We start from the raw sequence: 17,699 nt of genomic DNA, 5'->3' as shown, positions 1-17,699 counted from the left end.
CATCTACTCGTTCTGTGATCATACAGCGAGTTTAACTATTTTCTTTTTTCCAACCTAGAAATCAGCGAAACGTAAGTTACTATTTCATCATCGCAAATAGTGATTTAATCTAACAAAGACTCTTTCGTTTTCATTATAAATTGGTATTTTGCTTTTAAGCTATTTTACCAACTAAAAACTACGATAAGAGGGGAAAACTTTCAAAGTATTGGATGGATGCTTTAAAATAAGTAGAAACTTGATTGGTATTTTATACATTAGAGGGTATCATAGTTCTCAATCTATAGTGCTCAACACCTTTAACCGTAAATCGGGTAAGGCAATTGCCACCGAAGTAGTAGGCTTTATGGGGGGGGCCACATGATGGTGGGCTACAACCAAGTTTGTGACGTAACCATACAAGCCAACAGTAAAATATCGAGTACTTGGCACTCGACTGGACAATCCATGGGCGAACAAAGGGGTTATTTCTACCATATTACTCCCAATGGACAGATTGTAAGGCCTTAGTAATCTGATAAAGAAAAATCCCGTTAACCAGTTAAACAATGTTTTAACCCTATCAGCACAAACTGAGAGGGTTTCTTCATTACTACCACATTATTTGATCATTTAAATTATTCATCTTATGAAACTGAAGTTAATACTCACTGTATACATTGCGGGATTTTTTATGACAAGCACTCAAGCGCAAATTAATAAAGATGACCTTATTGGTGCCTGGCATTTGTCTATGGAATACATGCTTAAAAACACACCAGCTGAGAAAAAAAAGAGCATGACCGCCAAACAAGAAATGATGGCGATTGTATTTGGCAATGTCAGTGTTGAGTTTTTAAAAGATGGCTCTACCAAAATCGGAGGAATGATGGCAGCCATGGCAGCGAAAGATAAAAAAGGAGATGCTATCAAAGGTAGCTGGAAAATAGAAGGCGACCGCTTGATCACTACGAATGATAAAGGCAAAGAAAAATCGGAAAAGATACTCAAGCTTACGCCTGATTTGCTGGTGCTGGAGAGCAAAAAAAAGCCGGGTGAGAAAGTATATTTTGTATCACTCAATAAAATTTTGAAAGATTTTAAAAATACCAATACGGCAAAAATTAGTAAAAAGAAGCTTACTGGAACCTGGAAAGCTGTGGCAGTAGAAAGCAAGGGAATAACCATGCTTTTGGGTATTAAGTATGCGCTCAAAAAAGATGGTACTACTCAATTAAAAACTCCTTTGGACAATGTAATTGAAAAAGAAAATGGTACCTGGAAGGTAAACGGATCAAATAAACTCCAGTTTACCAATGAAAAAAAAGGGGAAATCAAAGAAACCAACGTAACAGTATTGTATTTTACCCAAAACCAAATGATTGCTCAAGACGACAAGAAGGGAGAAAAGATTTTGTTTGAGCGGGTGAAGTAAGGGCTATGCCAGAACTTTTGTTTATACACCTACCCTCTTCCACAAAAAAAACTGGTATCATTGCTGTGCTATAATAGCATATTCAACTTATTTTTAGGACTCATCTTACATACCAGTAATAGATGGTGTTTCACACCGTTTTATAACCTGAATTTAAAAACTAAATCAATTGGAATAATGCATAAAAATTTACCCGTTTACGCCCTCTTTTGTTTATTACTGATTTTTGGTTTAGGAGCTTGTAACTCTGGCAAAGAATCAACAAACAATACCACTGATGATTCTCTGAAAGTCATTGACTCATTAAAAAAACTTGCCAAAGCAGATTCGGCAAAGGTAGACACTACCACACCCGAATTTAAAGCATCGGCTATAGTAATGTATTCTGCCTATACTCAACACATTCCACACTTTGAGCAAGCAGAAGATTTTACCCCTTCTGACAAACTAAAGCAAGAAGTGACTAAACGTACCAAAACTTGCAAGGATGTAAGCAAGCAAGTGTGGAAACAAAACAAGGAAGGTTTTAAGAAGTGTGACTGTGGAGGCATTGAAAATTATGTGATTTTTAGTCCAACCAACGAATGGGCATATACTCGACACCTGGCCACCGACAAAAAACTGGCTGACTTTCAACCTATTATGGACAAAGAAGGGCTGAAGTTTGAAAAAGAAGGGGAAAACCGCATATTCAAGGTGATCATAGCCCGTGGCTCTTGGTATGAAATAGTAAATACTAAAAATGATGCAAAATGGTGGTTTGATAAAAACCTTAAATTCATCAAATTTTTGGATTAAGGGCATAACTATTACTTGTTAATACAAACACCCTTTTGAAGTAGTCTGATAGACTACTTCAAAAGGGTGTTTGCTTTAGTTTACCCTATAAGTCAAACTCACAAACCCTGTATCATAACTAGTGGTATTAACCAGTTCGAGAGTAGTTTCTTGAGGTACATTAGGAAACAAGGGTAAGCCCTCACCAATCACTACAGGAGCAATGACAATGATCATTTCATCTACCAAGCCCTCATTTAAAAATGAGGTGAGTAAGTTCCCCCCTCCTACCAACCAGATGTTTTTTTCAACCTTTTGTTTCAACCCATGCACATAAGCTGTAACATCTTCATGGATCAATTGAGTTTTTGGTGTGCTAATTTTCAAAGATTTATTACGGCTAAACACCACCGATTGACAATTGCCATAAGGCCAGGCTACGCCAAAACCCAGTATTTCTTCATAAGTCGCTCGTCCCATCAGCACTGTATCTACTGAGTCGTAAAATGCCTGATACCCATAGTCTAGCTTATTGGGGTTAGGAATATTTTCTAGCCAGTCGAGTGCTCCGTCTTTGCGGGCAATAAAGCCGTCAAGACTTATAGCAATATATAGTTTTACTTTTCGCATCAATCTCTTTTATTATTGTTTTTCACAAAATAACGGCTTATCAAGCAATAAAAATTGGACAAAATGCACCTTTGTAAAACGAGTTATGCCTTATAAATCAAGGTATTGATAAACCCATGCGATTGTTTGGCTTGCTGTGATCGAAACTTAAGTGGGCTAATGCCTGCATAACGTTTAAAAACCCTGATGAAATGTGATTGATCATAAAAGCCATATTCCAAGGCAATTTCGGTTAATTTTTGACCAGGACAATCAATCATTCTCTGTAAGGCGTGATTGAGCTGTAACAACTGTAAATATTTATGTGGTGTAATGCCCACTACAGATTTAAACGTAGCAATGAGATGTTTGGCGCTAAAGTGTAAATCTTTGGCTATTTTCTGAATTTCTACGGGTTGGCAAGCAAGTGATGACACCACCTTAAGAAAATGTAACACAACAGGTGGGCAGGGTTTGTTTACGGTGTTTTGTTGAAAAAAACTTATCAATACCTGCAGCCTGTCTGCTGGGGCTGCTGCTTCAGCAAACCTTTGATCAAGTTCGGTAGCTTTGTCAAATAATCTGACCGCATTACTTGATTGGACAAAATCTAAGGCACTTATGCCATAAGTAGCATAAATACCTATAGGCTGAAACATAATGCCCAGCGCCTGATACCTACCATAAGCTTTGGTGGTAATGCACTGGGGAGCAAGAGGAGAATAAATGACCCGTTGCTTTTCTGATGAATCGTTTACCTTAAAAATGTCTCCTTGATTGAGTATTAGTTCATGTTGTAGATAAGGCAAACTAAGTGATGTTACGGCTATATGTGACTGCTCGGCAAGCCATATAGTATCTATGGTAGCAGTGGTACGGTTAATATGTAAGGCCACTTGATGATTTATCATAAACTTAGAAAATGTTTATTTTACTAATTGAATACGCCTTCTCTTACCAAAATTACTCTTCTGCCACCTCCTCCATTCTATCGCCGCGTGTAGCGGGTTGCGACACCACCAAAAACTCAAGGGTTTCATCAGCATTGTTCTGTATTTGGTGTTTCTGCCTGGGTTTTATGTGCAAACTTTCTCCTTGCATTACCTCTATTACCTTGCCGTCCAGTTCAAAAGTTGCTTTGCCCTTTAAAATAAAAAAAAGTTGTTGTGAAGCCGCATGAAAATGCCTCTCTTCTTTGGTATGGGGCGCCATTATTTCTTGTATTACACTGAGCGATTGGTCTTTGACTAAGTGCCAGCCTTCACATTTACTGCCCCAGTTATAATGTTCGCTATTTTGTTTTGTCTTTTTCATTTCAAATAATAGCAGATTTCAATTGTAAATAAATGCCAAAGATATAGTTATTACAACTTAAAAAAAACAGACGAAAAAACTCCACTGTTACACCTATACCTTGTATGGGTTTATGACGCAAATAAATCATAAGCCATATTAAAACATTATGCCTTCCATGACAAACCAACACTCTACTACTGCTATGGCAATACGCCAAGGGCAAAAAATGATAGAACGCCCCTTTAAAATGCTAATGTTAGTTAGTGCCCTGGTAATTGCCAGCCTGTTTGGTCTTCGTTTTTTAGGGTGGTTTGCCCTTAGTAACATTCTTATCCCTTTGTATGGAGTATTGGTCTTGTTTATCAACCAAAAACTTAAAAGCCAAGGCAGTCAACGTTGGCAACTATGGGTACTGTTGCATACCGAAGATTTACACACTGCCGAAAGAGAAGGCATCCGTCGTGACTGGCTCAGTAACCGAGGCTTGAAAGATAGAAAAGCATTGAAGCAACTTGGGCAAGATGATCGCCTAAAAACAGAAAAAAGATTGGCTGGACTTCAATCAAACAATCAACACTGGCAAGATGTAGTAGAAATTCCGTGGGAAATGGCTTATTACATAGAAAAAAAGCAAGTGACAAAAGAAATACGGGATTTAATGCTCATGATTTTAGCTCCTGCCGCCTTGTATGCTTTTTTGTGGATGAGTTTTGCGGGTTATCTATGGGTAAAAGTAGGGTTAGGGGCAATATTTATGCTTTACATTGTCAGTTTTATCAAAAAAATCATCCATTATCGTACCCTTGCCCAGTGCAATGAACCAATGCTTGCCGCCAACAGCGAAGAAATAAAGTATTATGATGGTTACAAGGCTTTGCGTCTCCCCTGGAAAAACCTTGAATCTGTATTGCTGCAAGGCAATGACCTCAAGGTAATTTTTAATGATGACTACCTAAAAACCACCAAAAACCAAGACAAAACTGAACACTTAGCATTAAACTTTCTTTATATTCCACATCAAGAAAACTTTGAAAGCTTGTTGGATTTTTATCAACAACGCTTTATCAAATATCGCAAAGATCAGGACTTAGTTTTAGCAGGTTAAATAGTCATTAATTAGCTTCAAGTCCTTTGGTACCAATGCACAAATAAAGATATTCTTAGACACCCAAAACCAAACTTACACAAACAGCTCAATTTTAATTCTATAATCTCTAAACCATACACGTACCTACTGTATGTAAGTGCGTGTTTTTTACGTCATCCTGTCAAAATGTTACGCTTAGCGCAAACTTCGGAAGTCAATTGGAGATGTTGAACAAAAGCTTATGGGGTAAGTGCCTTATCTTGTAAAGTTTTATTATTTTACACAAGCCCTGAGGTAATATTTTCCTGATGACTACCTTAAGGTTATACTTTTACCTAAAAGCACAGTACAAATACAACAAAACAAGGGCGTTTATAAAAAATAGGCAACCTAACTTTACCTTCCAGAATCACAATAAACTCAGGCACATCCATACTCGCTTAAAATCCTTTGTATACATTTATCTGACGCTTCCTTGTTCCTCCTTTTAAGTAGTCATTCCTCACAACTTTTAATTTGCGTTTTTACTTAGTAGGCAAATTAGGGTAAACACTCTCATAAATTACTCAAAGGTTTTGGTCATATTTTAAAACCTTGGCTCATCTTTGTTAAGTTTTTTCACAAATATACACGCCTATTTGCCTTTGGCTACATCATCGTTTCCAAATACCGCCCTCAAGCAGTATATTTATAAAGTAGATTATCTTCCTCATTAAACCCTAAACAACTACTTATGGCAAATAACAAAATGATACTGGAAGAAAAGAGCCGCGACATTGGGAACTTTGTAGTGGGTAGGTTGCTGCCTGTGCGTGAAAAACGGCAAGTGGGTCCTTTTACTTTTATTGACCACATGGGTCCATCACTCATTGGCAAAGACAAATATGTAGACGTAGATCAACACCCTCACATTGGTTTGTCAACGCTTACTTATTTGTTCGAAGGTGAAATAGCTCACCGCGATAGCACAGGTGCCCACCAAGTAATTACCCCAGGCGATGTAGGCTTCATGACATCGGGCAGTGGTGTAACACATACCGAGCGAACCCCCCAATATTTGCGTGGCAAGGCTCCTCATACTTTGCACGGCTATCAGGTGTGGGTGGCTTTGCCCAAAGAAAAAGAAGAAATGTCCCCTCGTTTCGATTTTATACCCAAAACGGACTTACCTCGCTGGCAGGAAAATGACCTTATATTTACTTTGGTAGCGGGGGAGGGTTATGGCAAAAAATCGCCCTTGCCTGTATATTCTCCTTTGTTTATGGTTGACATTAAAGCTACTAAAAGCACTTGGTTAGACCTGCAAGGGCAACTTGAAGGGGAAATAGCAGTAGTGGTAGTAAAAGGCAAAGTAACTGATGATTCCAACACCGTAGAAGCAGGGCAAATGCTGGTATCGAAGACCGAAAACGAATGTTGCCTACAGTTAGCGGCTGACACACAATTGTTGTTATTTGGTGGGCAACCTCTGCCCGAACCTCGTTACTTATTTTGGAATTTTGTATCATCATCGCGTGACCGCCTAAAAAAAGCAAGTGAAGACTGGAAAAATAAACAGTTTCCGAAAGTACCAGGTGATGATACTTATATTCCTGTTCCATAATATATAGGCATTTGTTTAAAAGTTGAGTAAAAACTAAAGGTAATTACCCACCAATTTGATAAACACTTGAAAGCAAAGGCACTGCAATTTTATTAACAATCGTTTGGAGCAGGGTTTGACTTGCCATTTGCCGCTTAAAACCTGAGACTCTTGGTGCTCCTGACTAAAAGCTGTAGTTTTGTGCCTCAAAAACATTAGAAGAAGAACAACAATGAACATACGCAATATTATAGCAAGTCTTTTATTAGTGGTTTGTTTTCAGGGCAAGCCATTGGCCAATGCAGCAATGCCAGGTTTTTGGGACGTTGGTGCAGGGATCAACTTTATTCCGTTTTTTGCCAAAGACAGCGTACACCTCGACAAGATTCAAATGCAAAGTGAGTTGGTTACCATTATGCTGTACCCAGGGTTTGCCGTAGTAAAAGGCGAATACCAGATGTACAACCACAGTGATACAGCCATTAACCTTACTACAGGCTACCCTATCAATAGCGGGTTTATGAACAAAGCCGCTTATAGTGTGCAAATGTCTGATTTGTATAACCTACAGGTAAAAGTAAATGGAAAAAATGCCACTGTCAAAAGAGCCAGTAGCGCCAACGTAGAGGCTTATCACTACAAAACCCTTGACCATACCGACAACTGGTACATTTGGGAGGCGGCTTATGCACCCCAAAAATTGACTAAGTTGACCGTGTACTTTATTGTAAATACCAATACCGCCCAGCTCCGCAAAGGCTACAATGCCGACTACCACAATGGATTTAGCTATTTACTAGAGTCAGGGCGCGCCTGGGCAAAAAACATAAACAAAGGTAGAATTTATGTACGCTTGATGGATACGCTGAAAATACCATCGGTACAAGGCGTATACCCTTTCAAAACTTTTAAAACTGATGGTAAACAACAGATGGTCTATGATTTTGCTGACCTCGAACCCACCGAAAACAGCAATGTAGTCATCCGTTACTCTAAAAAACTGAACAATTTTGACTTCAATAAAGTATTACAGGCTGCTCCAGGATATTTTAAGAAAATAGACGCACTGAAAGGGAATGAACTCAACACTACAGGGTGGAAAACAGTGCAAGCAGTTGATTTTAAAATATATAGCAAAAATGGAGGAATTTTGGTCATTTTCCCACTCATTATGGCATACCTTATCCCTATCTTAATTATAGTTTTTGCCATTATCATGTGGTACAAGTACAAACGAAAAAAGGCCAAACAATAAGAAATAACCAAAGTAGCCAACACTAAACCTGGCTACTTCTTATGATTCCAATGCTAACTTTTACCACGCTTTTAGATTGCATTATTCATCCACATTCTATCCCCAATCTAAACATTGACAGAGCACTAGTGCTCTTGGTACTAAATTCCTTTCACATATTTCGGCTTCTTTTGCCTGCTGACTTCACCTAAAAAAACTCACGTAGCTTAGGCTATGCTCGTTTTTTGGAGGTTTGACAGCCACCAAAACAAACTCGAAATAGTGTATAAACTACTTAGTTCCCAAAGCACTAGATGCTTTTACCGATTCATGCATTTTTCTGCCGCTGGCAATGATCTTGCTCATTACCACCTTGATAAACCTTGAAGCAAAAATACCTGCCAAGGCTACTCAAAAAATAAGTTTGTAAACAGCCAGCTCAAAGCTCTATTTGAGCAGATTTGAAGCTATAAAAGCCAAAGAAATTACTCCTTGGCTTCTTTATTACTTCCTGAAAGAGGATAAACATATAAAAGTTAGATTTTACCCATTGCTACCTTTTTGCAGTATCGTTACTCACTACTTTAGGATTATTTCTTTTACAGCTTTCTTATTTTCGTAAGTCACTATATTTACATAGTACAAACCTTTGCCAAATTTTTTGGTATCTGATAAGTCAAGCGTATGCTCAAACTCCCCTTCTACCTCGCCTACCTGATCGCTCGACAAGCCTACACCTTCTACATTGGTCACTGCTACACTTACCTTGATCTTACGGGGCACTTTAAACTTTACTTTTGCCTTTTTAGCAGTACTATCTACTGTAATACTTATAACTTCAGGCTGGTTAGGTGGCAGTTCGGCCTGGGTATTGGCAGTAGTATCTTTAGTTTCCCCTTTGTTTTTATTTTTTTTATCGCCACAACTTGCCAACAAAGCTACAGCAAGCACAAATATCCAAGAATAACGCATCATTGTATTTCTATTTTTCGGTATGTAAGGGCTTGTTTAATGTTGACCATCCGGGTTAAAAAACTTATCATTTTTAACTCTAGAGACAAAGTTTAAACAAACACTCATAATGGAATTTATTTAAAACACATAAATAACAAAAAATTAAAGTTTATGCTACTCCTCCTAAAACAATCTGCTTTGGCAAGCTGATATATAAGCATAAAATTTTAGTATCTCCTATTATTTTGTAAAGTCAATAATTTGAACAAAAAACAACGATTGGTTATGTAGTGTCAAAAATGAAACTTATAATCTATCAACTATTGTCTGTTTTTTACTAATTTTGCCTAATTCAAACAAAAGACAAAAAATATCTTATAATTCTGATGAAGTATAATGAGTACAAAGACCTCAATTACGCTCAGCTAGAGGCAGATATTCTTGAGTTTTGGGAAGAAAACCAAATATTTGAGAAATCTATAAGTAGTCGTGAGGGAAAGAAAACCTTTACGTTTTATGAAGGCCCACCATCAGCGAATGGAATGCCTGGAATTCACCACGTAATGGCTCGTACAATTAAAGATATTTTTTGTCGATACAAAACACTCAAAGGATTTCAGGTGAAACGTAAAGCCGGATGGGATACCCACGGTTTGCCCGTAGAACTAAAGGTAGAACAACAGCTTGGTATTACTAAAGACGATATAGGTAAAAAAATATCGGTAGAAGACTACAACAAAGAATGCCGTAAAACAGTCATGCAGTTTACCGACATCTGGTCTAAGCTTACGCAAAAGATGGGGTATTGGGTAGACATGGGCAACCCCTACATTACCTACCACAACGACTACATCGAAACTGTGTGGTATTTACTGAAAAAGCTCCACGAAAAAGACTGGCTGTATAAGGGGTATACCATTCAACCATTTTCACCCAAAGCTGGTACCGGGCTTAGCTCACACGAACTGAATATGCCAGGCGCCTATAAAGATGTAACTGATACATCTATTGTAGCCCAGTTTAAAGTAAAACGCAGCGAACGTTCTGAGTTTTTGTTTGAAAACAACGACGAAGATGTACGAATACTTGCCTGGACCACTACCCCTTGGACATTGCCGTCTAACTGTGCGCTTGCTGTGGGTGAAAAAATTACTTATGTAAAAGTAAAAACTTTTAATGCATATACTCACCAGCCTATATCGGTCATACTTGCCAAAGATTTAATAAGCAAGCATTTTTCTGACAAGGCTAAAGACCTAAAACTGGAAGACTACAAGAAAGAAGATAAGTTGATTCCTTTTGAAGTAGTACAAGAGTTTAAAGGAAGTGATATAACGGAGGTTCGCTATGAGCAGTTGATGCCTTATGTGACCAACGAAGAACTTGAAAAGAATGCATTCCGCGTAATACCTGGCGACTTTGTAACCACTGCCGATGGTACTGGTGTGGTACATACTGCCTCAGTGTTTGGTGCTGACGATTACCGTGTAGCTCAACAAAATAACGTGCCTCCGGTATTGGTCAAAGACGAAGAAGGTAACAATGTTCCCTTGGTTGATCGCCAGGGAAAATTTGTAAAGGAAGTTACTGATTTTGCTGGACTATACGTAAAAGCCGAATACGAGGAAAATCCGGAAGCAGTACCTGAATATAAATCTACTGATGTATTGATCTCTATCAAACTAAAAACTGATAACAAGGCATTTAAAGTAGAAAAATATAAACACAGCTACCCACACTGCTGGCGTACCGACAAACCTATATTGTATTATCCACTTGACTCTTGGTTTATCCGTACTACAGCGGCTAAAGACAAGTTGGTACAATTGAACCACACCATCAACTGGAAGCCAGAGAGTACAGGAACTGGGCGTTTTGGCAACTGGTTGGAAAACCTCGTAGACTGGAACTTATCGCGTCAACGTTATTGGGGCATACCTTTGCCTATATGGCGTACCGAAGACGGTAAAGAAGAAGAGTGTATAGGATCGGTATACGAACTTTATGAAGCTGTAGAAAAATCAATCAAAGCTGGATTGATGCAAGAAAACCCGGTGGGTGAATTTGAGAACATCAAAGAAGTAAAAACTGATGATGATGGCAGCACACTACTAAGTGCTGATGTGATTTCGGCTTATTTCAAACGCAAAAACTTTGACTTGCACCGCCCTTATGTCGACGATATTGTATTGGTATCGCCTAACGGCAAACCAATGTACCGTGAACAAGACTTGATAGATGTTTGGTTTGACTCAGGGGCTATGCCTTATGCTCAATTACATTACCCTTTCCAAAACAAGGATATGATAGATGAGCGTGACGAGTTTCCGGCAGATTTTATTTCTGAGGGAGTAGACCAAACCCGTGGTTGGTTCTTTACCTTACACGCCATTGCTGGTATGCTGTTCGACTCTGTAGCTTTCAAAAATGTGGTTTCTACCGGGCTGGTACTGGATGCCGAAGGACGTAAAATGTCTAAACGATTGGGCAATGCAGTAGACCCTTTTGAAACAATGGATGCACATGGGGCTGATACTACCCGTTGGTATATGATCTCTAACGCCAACCCTTGGGATAACTTAAAGTTTGATATAGAAGGTGTAAAAGAAGTCTCAAGAAGATTTTTTGGCACACTTAAAAATACGTATTCGTTTTTTGCTACGTACGCCAATCTCGATGAATTTGACTATAGTCAGACAGAAGTACCTGTAGCACAACGTCCAGAGATAGACCGTTGGATACTGTCTAAGTTGAATACTTTGATCAAACAAGTAGATGGTTTTTATGATGACTTTGAACCTACCAAGGCAGCCAGAGCCATCCAAACCTTTACAATGGACGACTTGAGCAACTGGTATGTACGCCTCAACCGTAACCGTTTTTGGAAAACCAAACTCAACGATGACAAAGTAGCTGCCTACCAAACACTGTATACTTGTTTGGAAACTATTTTGAAGCTGGCTTCGCCAGTCATGCCATTTATGAGTGAAGCATTGTTCCTTGACTTAAACAAAGTAAGTGGGCGCGATCAGTCTGAGTCTATTCACTTGACTACCTTCCCAGAGGTAAACGAAGACATTATAGACACCGACCTTGAGCGTAGAATGACTTTGGCACAAAAGCTGTCTTCATTGACTCACTCATTACGCAAAACAGCCAAAGGTAACAAGGGCATCAGAGTACGTCAGCCTTTGCAAAAAATCATTGTGCCAGCAGTAGATGCTACTACTCAAAGTCAGATAGAGGCAGTAAAAGATTTGATTCTTGCCGAAACCAATATCAAAGACATAGAATTTATTGGTGACAACTCTGACATTGTAGTCAAAAGCATCAAACCTAACTTTAAAGTGTTAGGTAAGAAGTATGGCAAAGACATGAAAAAAGTGCAAGGCATTGTCAATGCGTTTAACAAAGATGAGATTGCTACTATAGACAGTACTGGTACTTTAAGCAAAGACGGCTTTGATTTTGTTGCCGAAGATGTAGTGATTGTTTCGGAGGTAAAAGAAGGGCACTCGGTGGCTTCTGACCCTGACGAAGCACTTACCGTAATATTGGATGAAACAATTACCGAAGACTTGCGAAAAGAAGGGATTGCCCGCGATTTTGTAAACCGAGTACAAAACCTCCGTAAAGATGCTGGAATGGAGGTAACTGATAAAATAGGCATTGTATTTAACAGTACCGACGAATTGGTAAAAGATGCACTGAAAACACACCACGACTATATAAGTACTGAAACTCAAGCACTTTCGCTGGCAGATCAGGCAAATATAGAAGGGGGTGAAACCTTAGAGATAGAAGAATTTACCTTGACTGTAAAAATTGAGGTACTTGCCAATGTGGAGAATAACTAAAAAGTATCGCTTTTTAGTTATTAATATATACATTTACTGGAAGATCAAAGCACGAGCTATTGGTCTTCCAGTTTTTTTATGTCTCAAGTTATGTTTGCTTTACAAAACCGTGCATTAATTATCAGTGTTGCCTATAGCATTTTGGGTAGTTACTCAGATGCTGAGGATGTGGCGCAGGATGTCACCGAAAAATGGTTGCAACTGGATACTACACATATCACCAATCAAAAAAACTACCTCATTAGGCTTACTATAAACCACTGCCTCAACCACCAACAACACCAACAAAGGATACAATACAAAGGGCAATGGTTGCCTGAACCAGTAAATGGAGCTTTACTAGAAGCCAACCAAACATTTGAATTACAAGACTTGCTTAGCTATGAGCTTGCCACTCAACTTTCTCGCCTTAGTCCTTACGAAAGGGCGGCTTTTATCTTGAAAGAAGCCTTTGAGTTAAACCACAGAGAAATAGCTGAAATTATTGACAAAACACCTGACAATACCCGACAGATATTTAGCCGGGCAAAGGCTAAAATTAACCAATACACCCACCCGGTTACTGCCTCAGTTACCGATAAAAATAAGGCGCTTCAGTTTGCTTTATACATTCAAAAAGGCGAATTAGAGCACTTAATTACACTTTTTAAGGACGACATTCAGGTATTTTCTGATGGGGGTGGCAAAGTGGTTGCTGCCAAACTGCCCATTGTTGGCGCCCAAAAGGTGGCAAATTTTTATATCAAAATTGGCAAAAATACACCTGATAACACCAAGATGGTGTATAATACTATTTTGGGGCAACCTGCCTTGTTGCTGTATCGGGCAGACCAGCTGACTGGCGTAGTCATTTTGAGCATTCATCAGGGCAAAATACAGCACGTATATAACATTCTCAACCCCGATAAATTGACTAAAGTGATTTAACAAACCCTCTTCTACTCAAAAAAACACATAAAGGTTGTCACACTTTACACTACTCGTTTGTCTTATGTCAAATTATCTGAAAAATACTAAAAGACAAAACGTATGAAGTTTAAAACCAACACCCTACATTATGTTTCGGGTATTACCCTCAGTATTTTTATTGGTGTACACCTGCTCAACCACCTTACTGCTTTGGTAGGGGCAGCAGTACACATCAAAGTAATGCAGCTGCTAAGGCAAATATACCGCCAACCAGTGATTGAGGTATTTTTACTAGTGATAGTAGCCATACAAATAGCCAGTGGAATACAATTGGTGTGGCGCAAACGCAAAAAAAACAGTACATTTTATGATAAACTGCAATGGTACAGTGGTTTGTACCTGGCTTTTTTTCTGATCGTACATACTCTAGCCACGGTATGGCAGGGCAGGCAAGTGCTCCAACTTGACACCAACTTTTACTATGCAGCCATTGTAGTCAACAGCATTCCCGTGGCTTTATTTTTTATACCTTATTACTTGCTTGCGGTAATGAGCGTATTTGGACATACTGCTGCCGTTCATTACAAAAAAACATCGGCCAAAAACATCGTAAATGCTCAAAAACAAGCCCGACTCATCTTAATCATAGGTTTTGTAGTAGGGGTATTGATTGTAATAAGCCTTCAGGAGTCTTATCAAGGCATTCAAATTCCGACCGAATACTACAAAGCTATTCAGTTTTAGGCAAGTAAAATAAAAACCATAAACCCCCACACTACTCTATTGTAATGTGGGGGTTTAACTATAAAAAAAGGTGAAACCAGCGGCTCACCTATGATGCTCAATTTCTTGAGTAAAGGCAATTAAAAAGTCTTACTGATCTTTTTTCTTTTCTTCAAACTCTTTTTTAATTGCTTCTATATCTACCTTTTTGATGGTAGGTTTAGTTCCTTGGTGTTTCATAACCGCCTTACGGTTGTTTGCGCGGGCACGGTTTGTACGTCCCTTGCGCTCTAATCTGGTCACTGCCATTGTTCTGTCTCCGTTCTAATTTTATAAAAAAAATTTCACGCAAAATTAAGCCTTTATTTTTCAAACTACAAATTGATGTCTGGTTTTAGCTCATATCAACAAAAAAAATCCTTAGCTTTGTAGTCTGTTTCAATAAATACTTACGAATAATCAAATCAGAAAATAGTGTAGTATCCTATAAATCAACATGTTATTTCATATTTGTAAGTATAGAGTAATTTTGTTCAATAGTTTAACACAATGACATACCCAGACAACTGAGGTAATCAATAAAAAAAGCCAACATACAGAAATGAAAGCTCAAAAACCCAGCCTTCCTAAAGGCACCCGCGATTTTGGTCCGGAGGTAATGGCAAAACGTAACTACATATTAGATACGATCAAATCTACCTTTCAGAAATTTGGTTTTGCCCCTCTAGAAACCCCTTCTATAGAAAAGTTGAGCGTACTTACCGGGAAATACGGCGACGAAGGCGACCAATTAATTTTTAAGATTTTGAACTCTGGTGATTATCTTGGAAAAGTAACTCAAGATGACATCAATGAAGGGTCTAAACATCTCATCCCAAAAATCTCTGAAAAAGCCCTTCGTTATGACCTTACTGTTCCTTTTGCCCGCTTTGTAGTCATGCATCGTGACAAACTGGCTTTTCCTTTCAAACGTTACCAAATACAACCTGTATGGCGTGGAGATCGTCCTCAAAAAGGGCGTTACCGTGAGTTTTATCAATGCGACGCTGATGTAGTTGGTACTGATTCTTTGATCTGTGAAGCAGAAATCATCCTGATGATTAATGAGGTGTTGCCTAACCTTGAAATCAATGATTTTGCGTTGAAAATAAACAACCGAAAGGTGCTCACGGGCATTGCTCAGGTAATAGGACACGAAGAGCGCATAGGAGATATTTGTGTAGCTATAGATAAACTGGATAAAATAGGTAAAGACAAAGTAATAGAAGAGCTTGCCACCCGTGGCATAGATGGTGGTGCTATAGAAAAACTCTACCCATTTTTCGACATTAAGGGAAGTATTACCGAAAAGATAGCCAAACTTAGAGCCATTTTTGCCGATAAAGCTCCTACCGGGCTGCAAGGCTTAGATGAAGTAGAACAAATACTGAATTATATAAAAACAATGACCCAGTCGGCTGAACCTGAAAAAGATTTTAGCCTTGACTTTGACATTACCCTTGCCAGGGGCTTGAGTTATTATACAGGGGCTATTTTTGAGGTAAAAGTAAACAATGTTCAGATTGGAAGCATTAGCGGTGGAGGACGTTATGACGACCTCACAGGCACTTTTGGATTGTCAGGAGTCTCAGGAGTAGGGTTTTCGTTTGGGGTAGATCGTATTTATGATGTAATGGATGAACTCAACCTGTTTCCAGCAAATACCCATGCTTCAGTACAGGTCATGTTTACCAACTTTGACTCCAAGGCAGAGGCTTATACTTTGCCTTTTTTGCCACGTTTTAGAAACAGAGGAATTAGTTGTGAGATATTTCCGGATGCGGCAAAGCTAAATAAGCAATTTAAATATGCCAATCGCAAGTCTATCCCTTATGTGGTGATTGTGGGCGAGGAAGAAATGAAAAGTGGCAAGCTTACTTTGAAAAACATGGATTCTGGCGAGCAAGAAGCTTTGACTGTAGATGAGATCATTGAAAAGTTAAAGCCTACCCAAGGAGTGATGGTATAAAGACAGCAATACATAAGTAACGTGTATTTTGACACCGTTACTTATGTATCAATTTATTCATCATTTGCTCTTGAAGCTCTACCAAAAGTAGATGACTCGACTTAATTATTTTTACATCGGAAGCTAAACCAAATAAGCGATTACTCACTGTATTTGATTGAGTTTGTAATACAATTTTTAGTTTATATTCTTTTCCTTTACAAGCTCTTTCTAACTTTTCAATTGCATCATCCAAACTCTCTGACTTTGTTTGAATTTTTACAGGCACGGGCTTATTAGCAAAATGGGATTTAAGGACACCGTCAATACCTGCATTTCTTTGCACAGGTATGGCACCTATGCTTTTTAAAAGATGAAGCTCTTCTTCTGTTTTTTCTATATAACTTTTAGCTCCCTTTTTCAACAGTGCTGAATCAGTAATTAACATATCCTGTAGTCGTTGGTTAGCCAGACTGATTGCTTCCTGTGAACTATCAATACCTATAAAATCACGCTCTAGAATTTTAGCAGCAACACAAGAAGTGCCACTGCCACAAAAAGGGTCAATCACCAAATCACCTTTATCAGTGGCAATTTTTAATATTTGCTTTAATAATAATACAGGTTTTTGGGTAGGATAACCAACTCTTTCTTTCGCTTTTGGATTCAAGAAAGGTATTTCCCAAACATCTGACAAAGGCACACCTTTCTTTTCTTTACCTAATACTACTTTACCATTTTTATCTTTTTTATACACAGATTTTCCATCAGTAGTTTTCTTTCTTTCCTGTAAAATTTGATCAATATTAGTACTTGGGGCATAGTCTGTATAGTACTGATTGAACTTAAAGCTTTTGGTTTTTGAATAAAAATAAATATTTTGATGAGCATTTAATAATCCTTTTTTAGAGTTCGACCAACGTTTATAACTCCATATAATCTCACTTTGAAAGTTATTTACACCGAAAACTTTGTCCAATATTACTCTAATGTGGTGAGATGCAGTCTTATCACAATGCAAAAACACACTCCCAGTATTTTTGAGTACTCTATAACTTTCTATTAAGCACTCTTCTATCAAATTCAAATAACTATCCAAAGAATCCCAACAATCATCAAATTGATACTTTTTGCTACCTTCCCGGTTAGTGAGGGAATGTTTCTTTTGAGTGAAGAAAGGAGGATCAAAATACACTAAGTCTACTGAATTATCCCCAAACGTTTGTAACACTTCAATACAATGCCCCTGATATATTTTATTTACTTCCAT

16 protein-coding genes are annotated in these 17,699 nt (G+C 38.4%); 10 read left to right on the top strand and 6 right to left on the bottom strand.

Annotated elements, in window-relative coordinates; all coding sequences use genetic code 11:
• Nucleotides 1-208: 208 nt before the first annotated feature.
• From Q0954_RS12230 to Q0954_RS12220, 3 genes are all read left to right on the top strand, one after another.
• Nucleotides 209-364: a hypothetical protein gene (locus Q0954_RS12230; protein ID WP_299457182.1), complete on the top strand. Its 156-nt coding sequence runs from the start codon at nt 209-211 to the stop codon at nt 362-364.
• Between the two features lie 264 nt (nt 365-628).
• Nucleotides 629-1,414, top strand: coding sequence for a lipocalin family protein (locus Q0954_RS12225; RefSeq protein ID WP_299457181.1), 786 nt, complete (start codon nt 629-631; stop codon nt 1,412-1,414).
• Between the two features lie 177 nt (nt 1,415-1,591).
• A complete protein-coding gene (locus Q0954_RS12220) occupies nt 1,592-2,212 on the top strand; it encodes a hypothetical protein (RefSeq protein WP_299457180.1) in 621 nt (206 codons plus the stop codon).
• A gap of 75 nt (nt 2,213-2,287) precedes the next feature.
• On the opposite strand, the gene Q0954_RS12215 is transcribed toward Q0954_RS12220, so the two are convergent.
• The 3 genes from Q0954_RS12215 to Q0954_RS12205 form a co-directional block, all read right to left on the bottom strand.
• Complete coding sequence (locus Q0954_RS12215) at nt 2,288-2,821, bottom strand: dihydrofolate reductase family protein (RefSeq protein WP_299457179.1); 534 nt, start codon at nt 2,819-2,821, stop codon at nt 2,288-2,290.
• Between the two features lie 83 nt (nt 2,822-2,904).
• Nucleotides 2,905-3,711: a helix-turn-helix domain-containing protein gene (locus Q0954_RS12210; protein WP_299457178.1), complete on the bottom strand. Its 807-nt coding sequence runs from the start codon at nt 3,709-3,711 to the stop codon at nt 2,905-2,907.
• 52 nt (nt 3,712-3,763) lie between these two features.
• Nucleotides 3,764-4,114 carry a cupin domain-containing protein gene (locus Q0954_RS12205; RefSeq protein WP_299457176.1) on the bottom strand — a complete coding sequence of 117 codons (351 nt, stop codon included), beginning with the start codon at nt 4,112-4,114 and terminating at the stop codon, nt 3,764-3,766.
• A 157-nt stretch (nt 4,115-4,271) separates the two neighbouring features.
• On the opposite strand from Q0954_RS12205, the gene Q0954_RS12200 reads away from it, so the two are divergent.
• From Q0954_RS12200 to Q0954_RS12190, 3 genes are all read left to right on the top strand, one after another.
• Complete coding sequence (locus tag Q0954_RS12200) at nt 4,272-5,201, top strand: hypothetical protein (RefSeq protein WP_299457175.1); 930 nt, start codon at nt 4,272-4,274, stop codon at nt 5,199-5,201.
• 715 nt (nt 5,202-5,916) lie between these two features.
• A complete protein-coding gene (locus Q0954_RS12195; protein ID WP_299457174.1) occupies nt 5,917-6,786 on the top strand; it encodes a pirin family protein in 870 nt (289 codons plus the stop codon).
• Between the two features lie 211 nt (nt 6,787-6,997).
• Nucleotides 6,998-8,020 (top strand): hypothetical protein, encoded by a 1,023-nt coding sequence (locus Q0954_RS12190; protein WP_299457173.1) that lies wholly within the window; start codon nt 6,998-7,000, stop codon nt 8,018-8,020.
• A gap of 558 nt (nt 8,021-8,578) precedes the next feature.
• Here Q0954_RS12190 and Q0954_RS12185 read toward each other — a convergent pair.
• Nucleotides 8,579-8,974, bottom strand: coding sequence for a hypothetical protein (locus tag Q0954_RS12185; RefSeq protein ID WP_299457172.1), 396 nt, complete (start codon nt 8,972-8,974; stop codon nt 8,579-8,581).
• Nucleotides 8,975-9,339: 365 nt separating this feature from the next.
• Here Q0954_RS12185 and ileS point away from each other — a divergent pair, with 365 nt between their 5' ends.
• The 3 genes from ileS (at nt 9,340) to Q0954_RS12170 (ending at nt 14,463) form a co-directional block, all read left to right on the top strand.
• Nucleotides 9,340-12,810: an isoleucine--tRNA ligase gene (gene ileS / locus Q0954_RS12180; RefSeq protein WP_299457170.1), complete on the top strand. Its 3,471-nt coding sequence runs from the start codon at nt 9,340-9,342 to the stop codon at nt 12,808-12,810.
• Between the two features lie 90 nt (nt 12,811-12,900).
• The gene (locus tag Q0954_RS12175) at nt 12,901-13,737 is read left to right on the top strand and encodes a sigma-70 family RNA polymerase sigma factor (RefSeq protein ID WP_299457167.1); all 837 of its coding nucleotides are present in this window, start codon (nt 12,901-12,903) and stop codon (nt 13,735-13,737) included.
• Between the two features lie 102 nt (nt 13,738-13,839).
• Nucleotides 13,840-14,463, top strand: coding sequence for a hypothetical protein (locus Q0954_RS12170; protein ID WP_299457165.1), 624 nt, complete (start codon nt 13,840-13,842; stop codon nt 14,461-14,463).
• Nucleotides 14,464-14,592: 129 nt separating this feature from the next.
• Here the strand turns inward: Q0954_RS12170 and Q0954_RS12165 are convergent, their stop codons facing one another.
• Nucleotides 14,593-14,751 carry a hypothetical protein gene (locus Q0954_RS12165; RefSeq protein WP_299457163.1) on the bottom strand — a complete coding sequence of 53 codons (159 nt, stop codon included), beginning with the start codon at nt 14,749-14,751 and terminating at the stop codon, nt 14,593-14,595.
• A gap of 292 nt (nt 14,752-15,043) precedes the next feature.
• Here Q0954_RS12165 and hisS point away from each other — a divergent pair, with 292 nt between their 5' ends.
• Complete coding sequence (gene hisS, locus Q0954_RS12160) at nt 15,044-16,450, top strand: histidine--tRNA ligase (RefSeq protein ID WP_299457161.1); 1,407 nt, start codon at nt 15,044-15,046, stop codon at nt 16,448-16,450.
• Nucleotides 16,451-16,487: 37 nt separating this feature from the next.
• Here the strand turns inward: hisS and Q0954_RS12155 are convergent, their stop codons facing one another.
• Entirely contained in the window at nt 16,488-17,699 is a 1,212-nt protein-coding gene (locus Q0954_RS12155) for a site-specific DNA-methyltransferase (RefSeq protein ID WP_299457159.1), read from the bottom strand.

Source organism: uncultured Microscilla sp., assembly GCF_947493425.1.
Taxonomy (GTDB): domain Bacteria; phylum Bacteroidota; class Bacteroidia; order Cytophagales; family Microscillaceae; genus Microscilla.
This window is presented reverse-complemented; position numbering and strand designations above follow the sequence as displayed.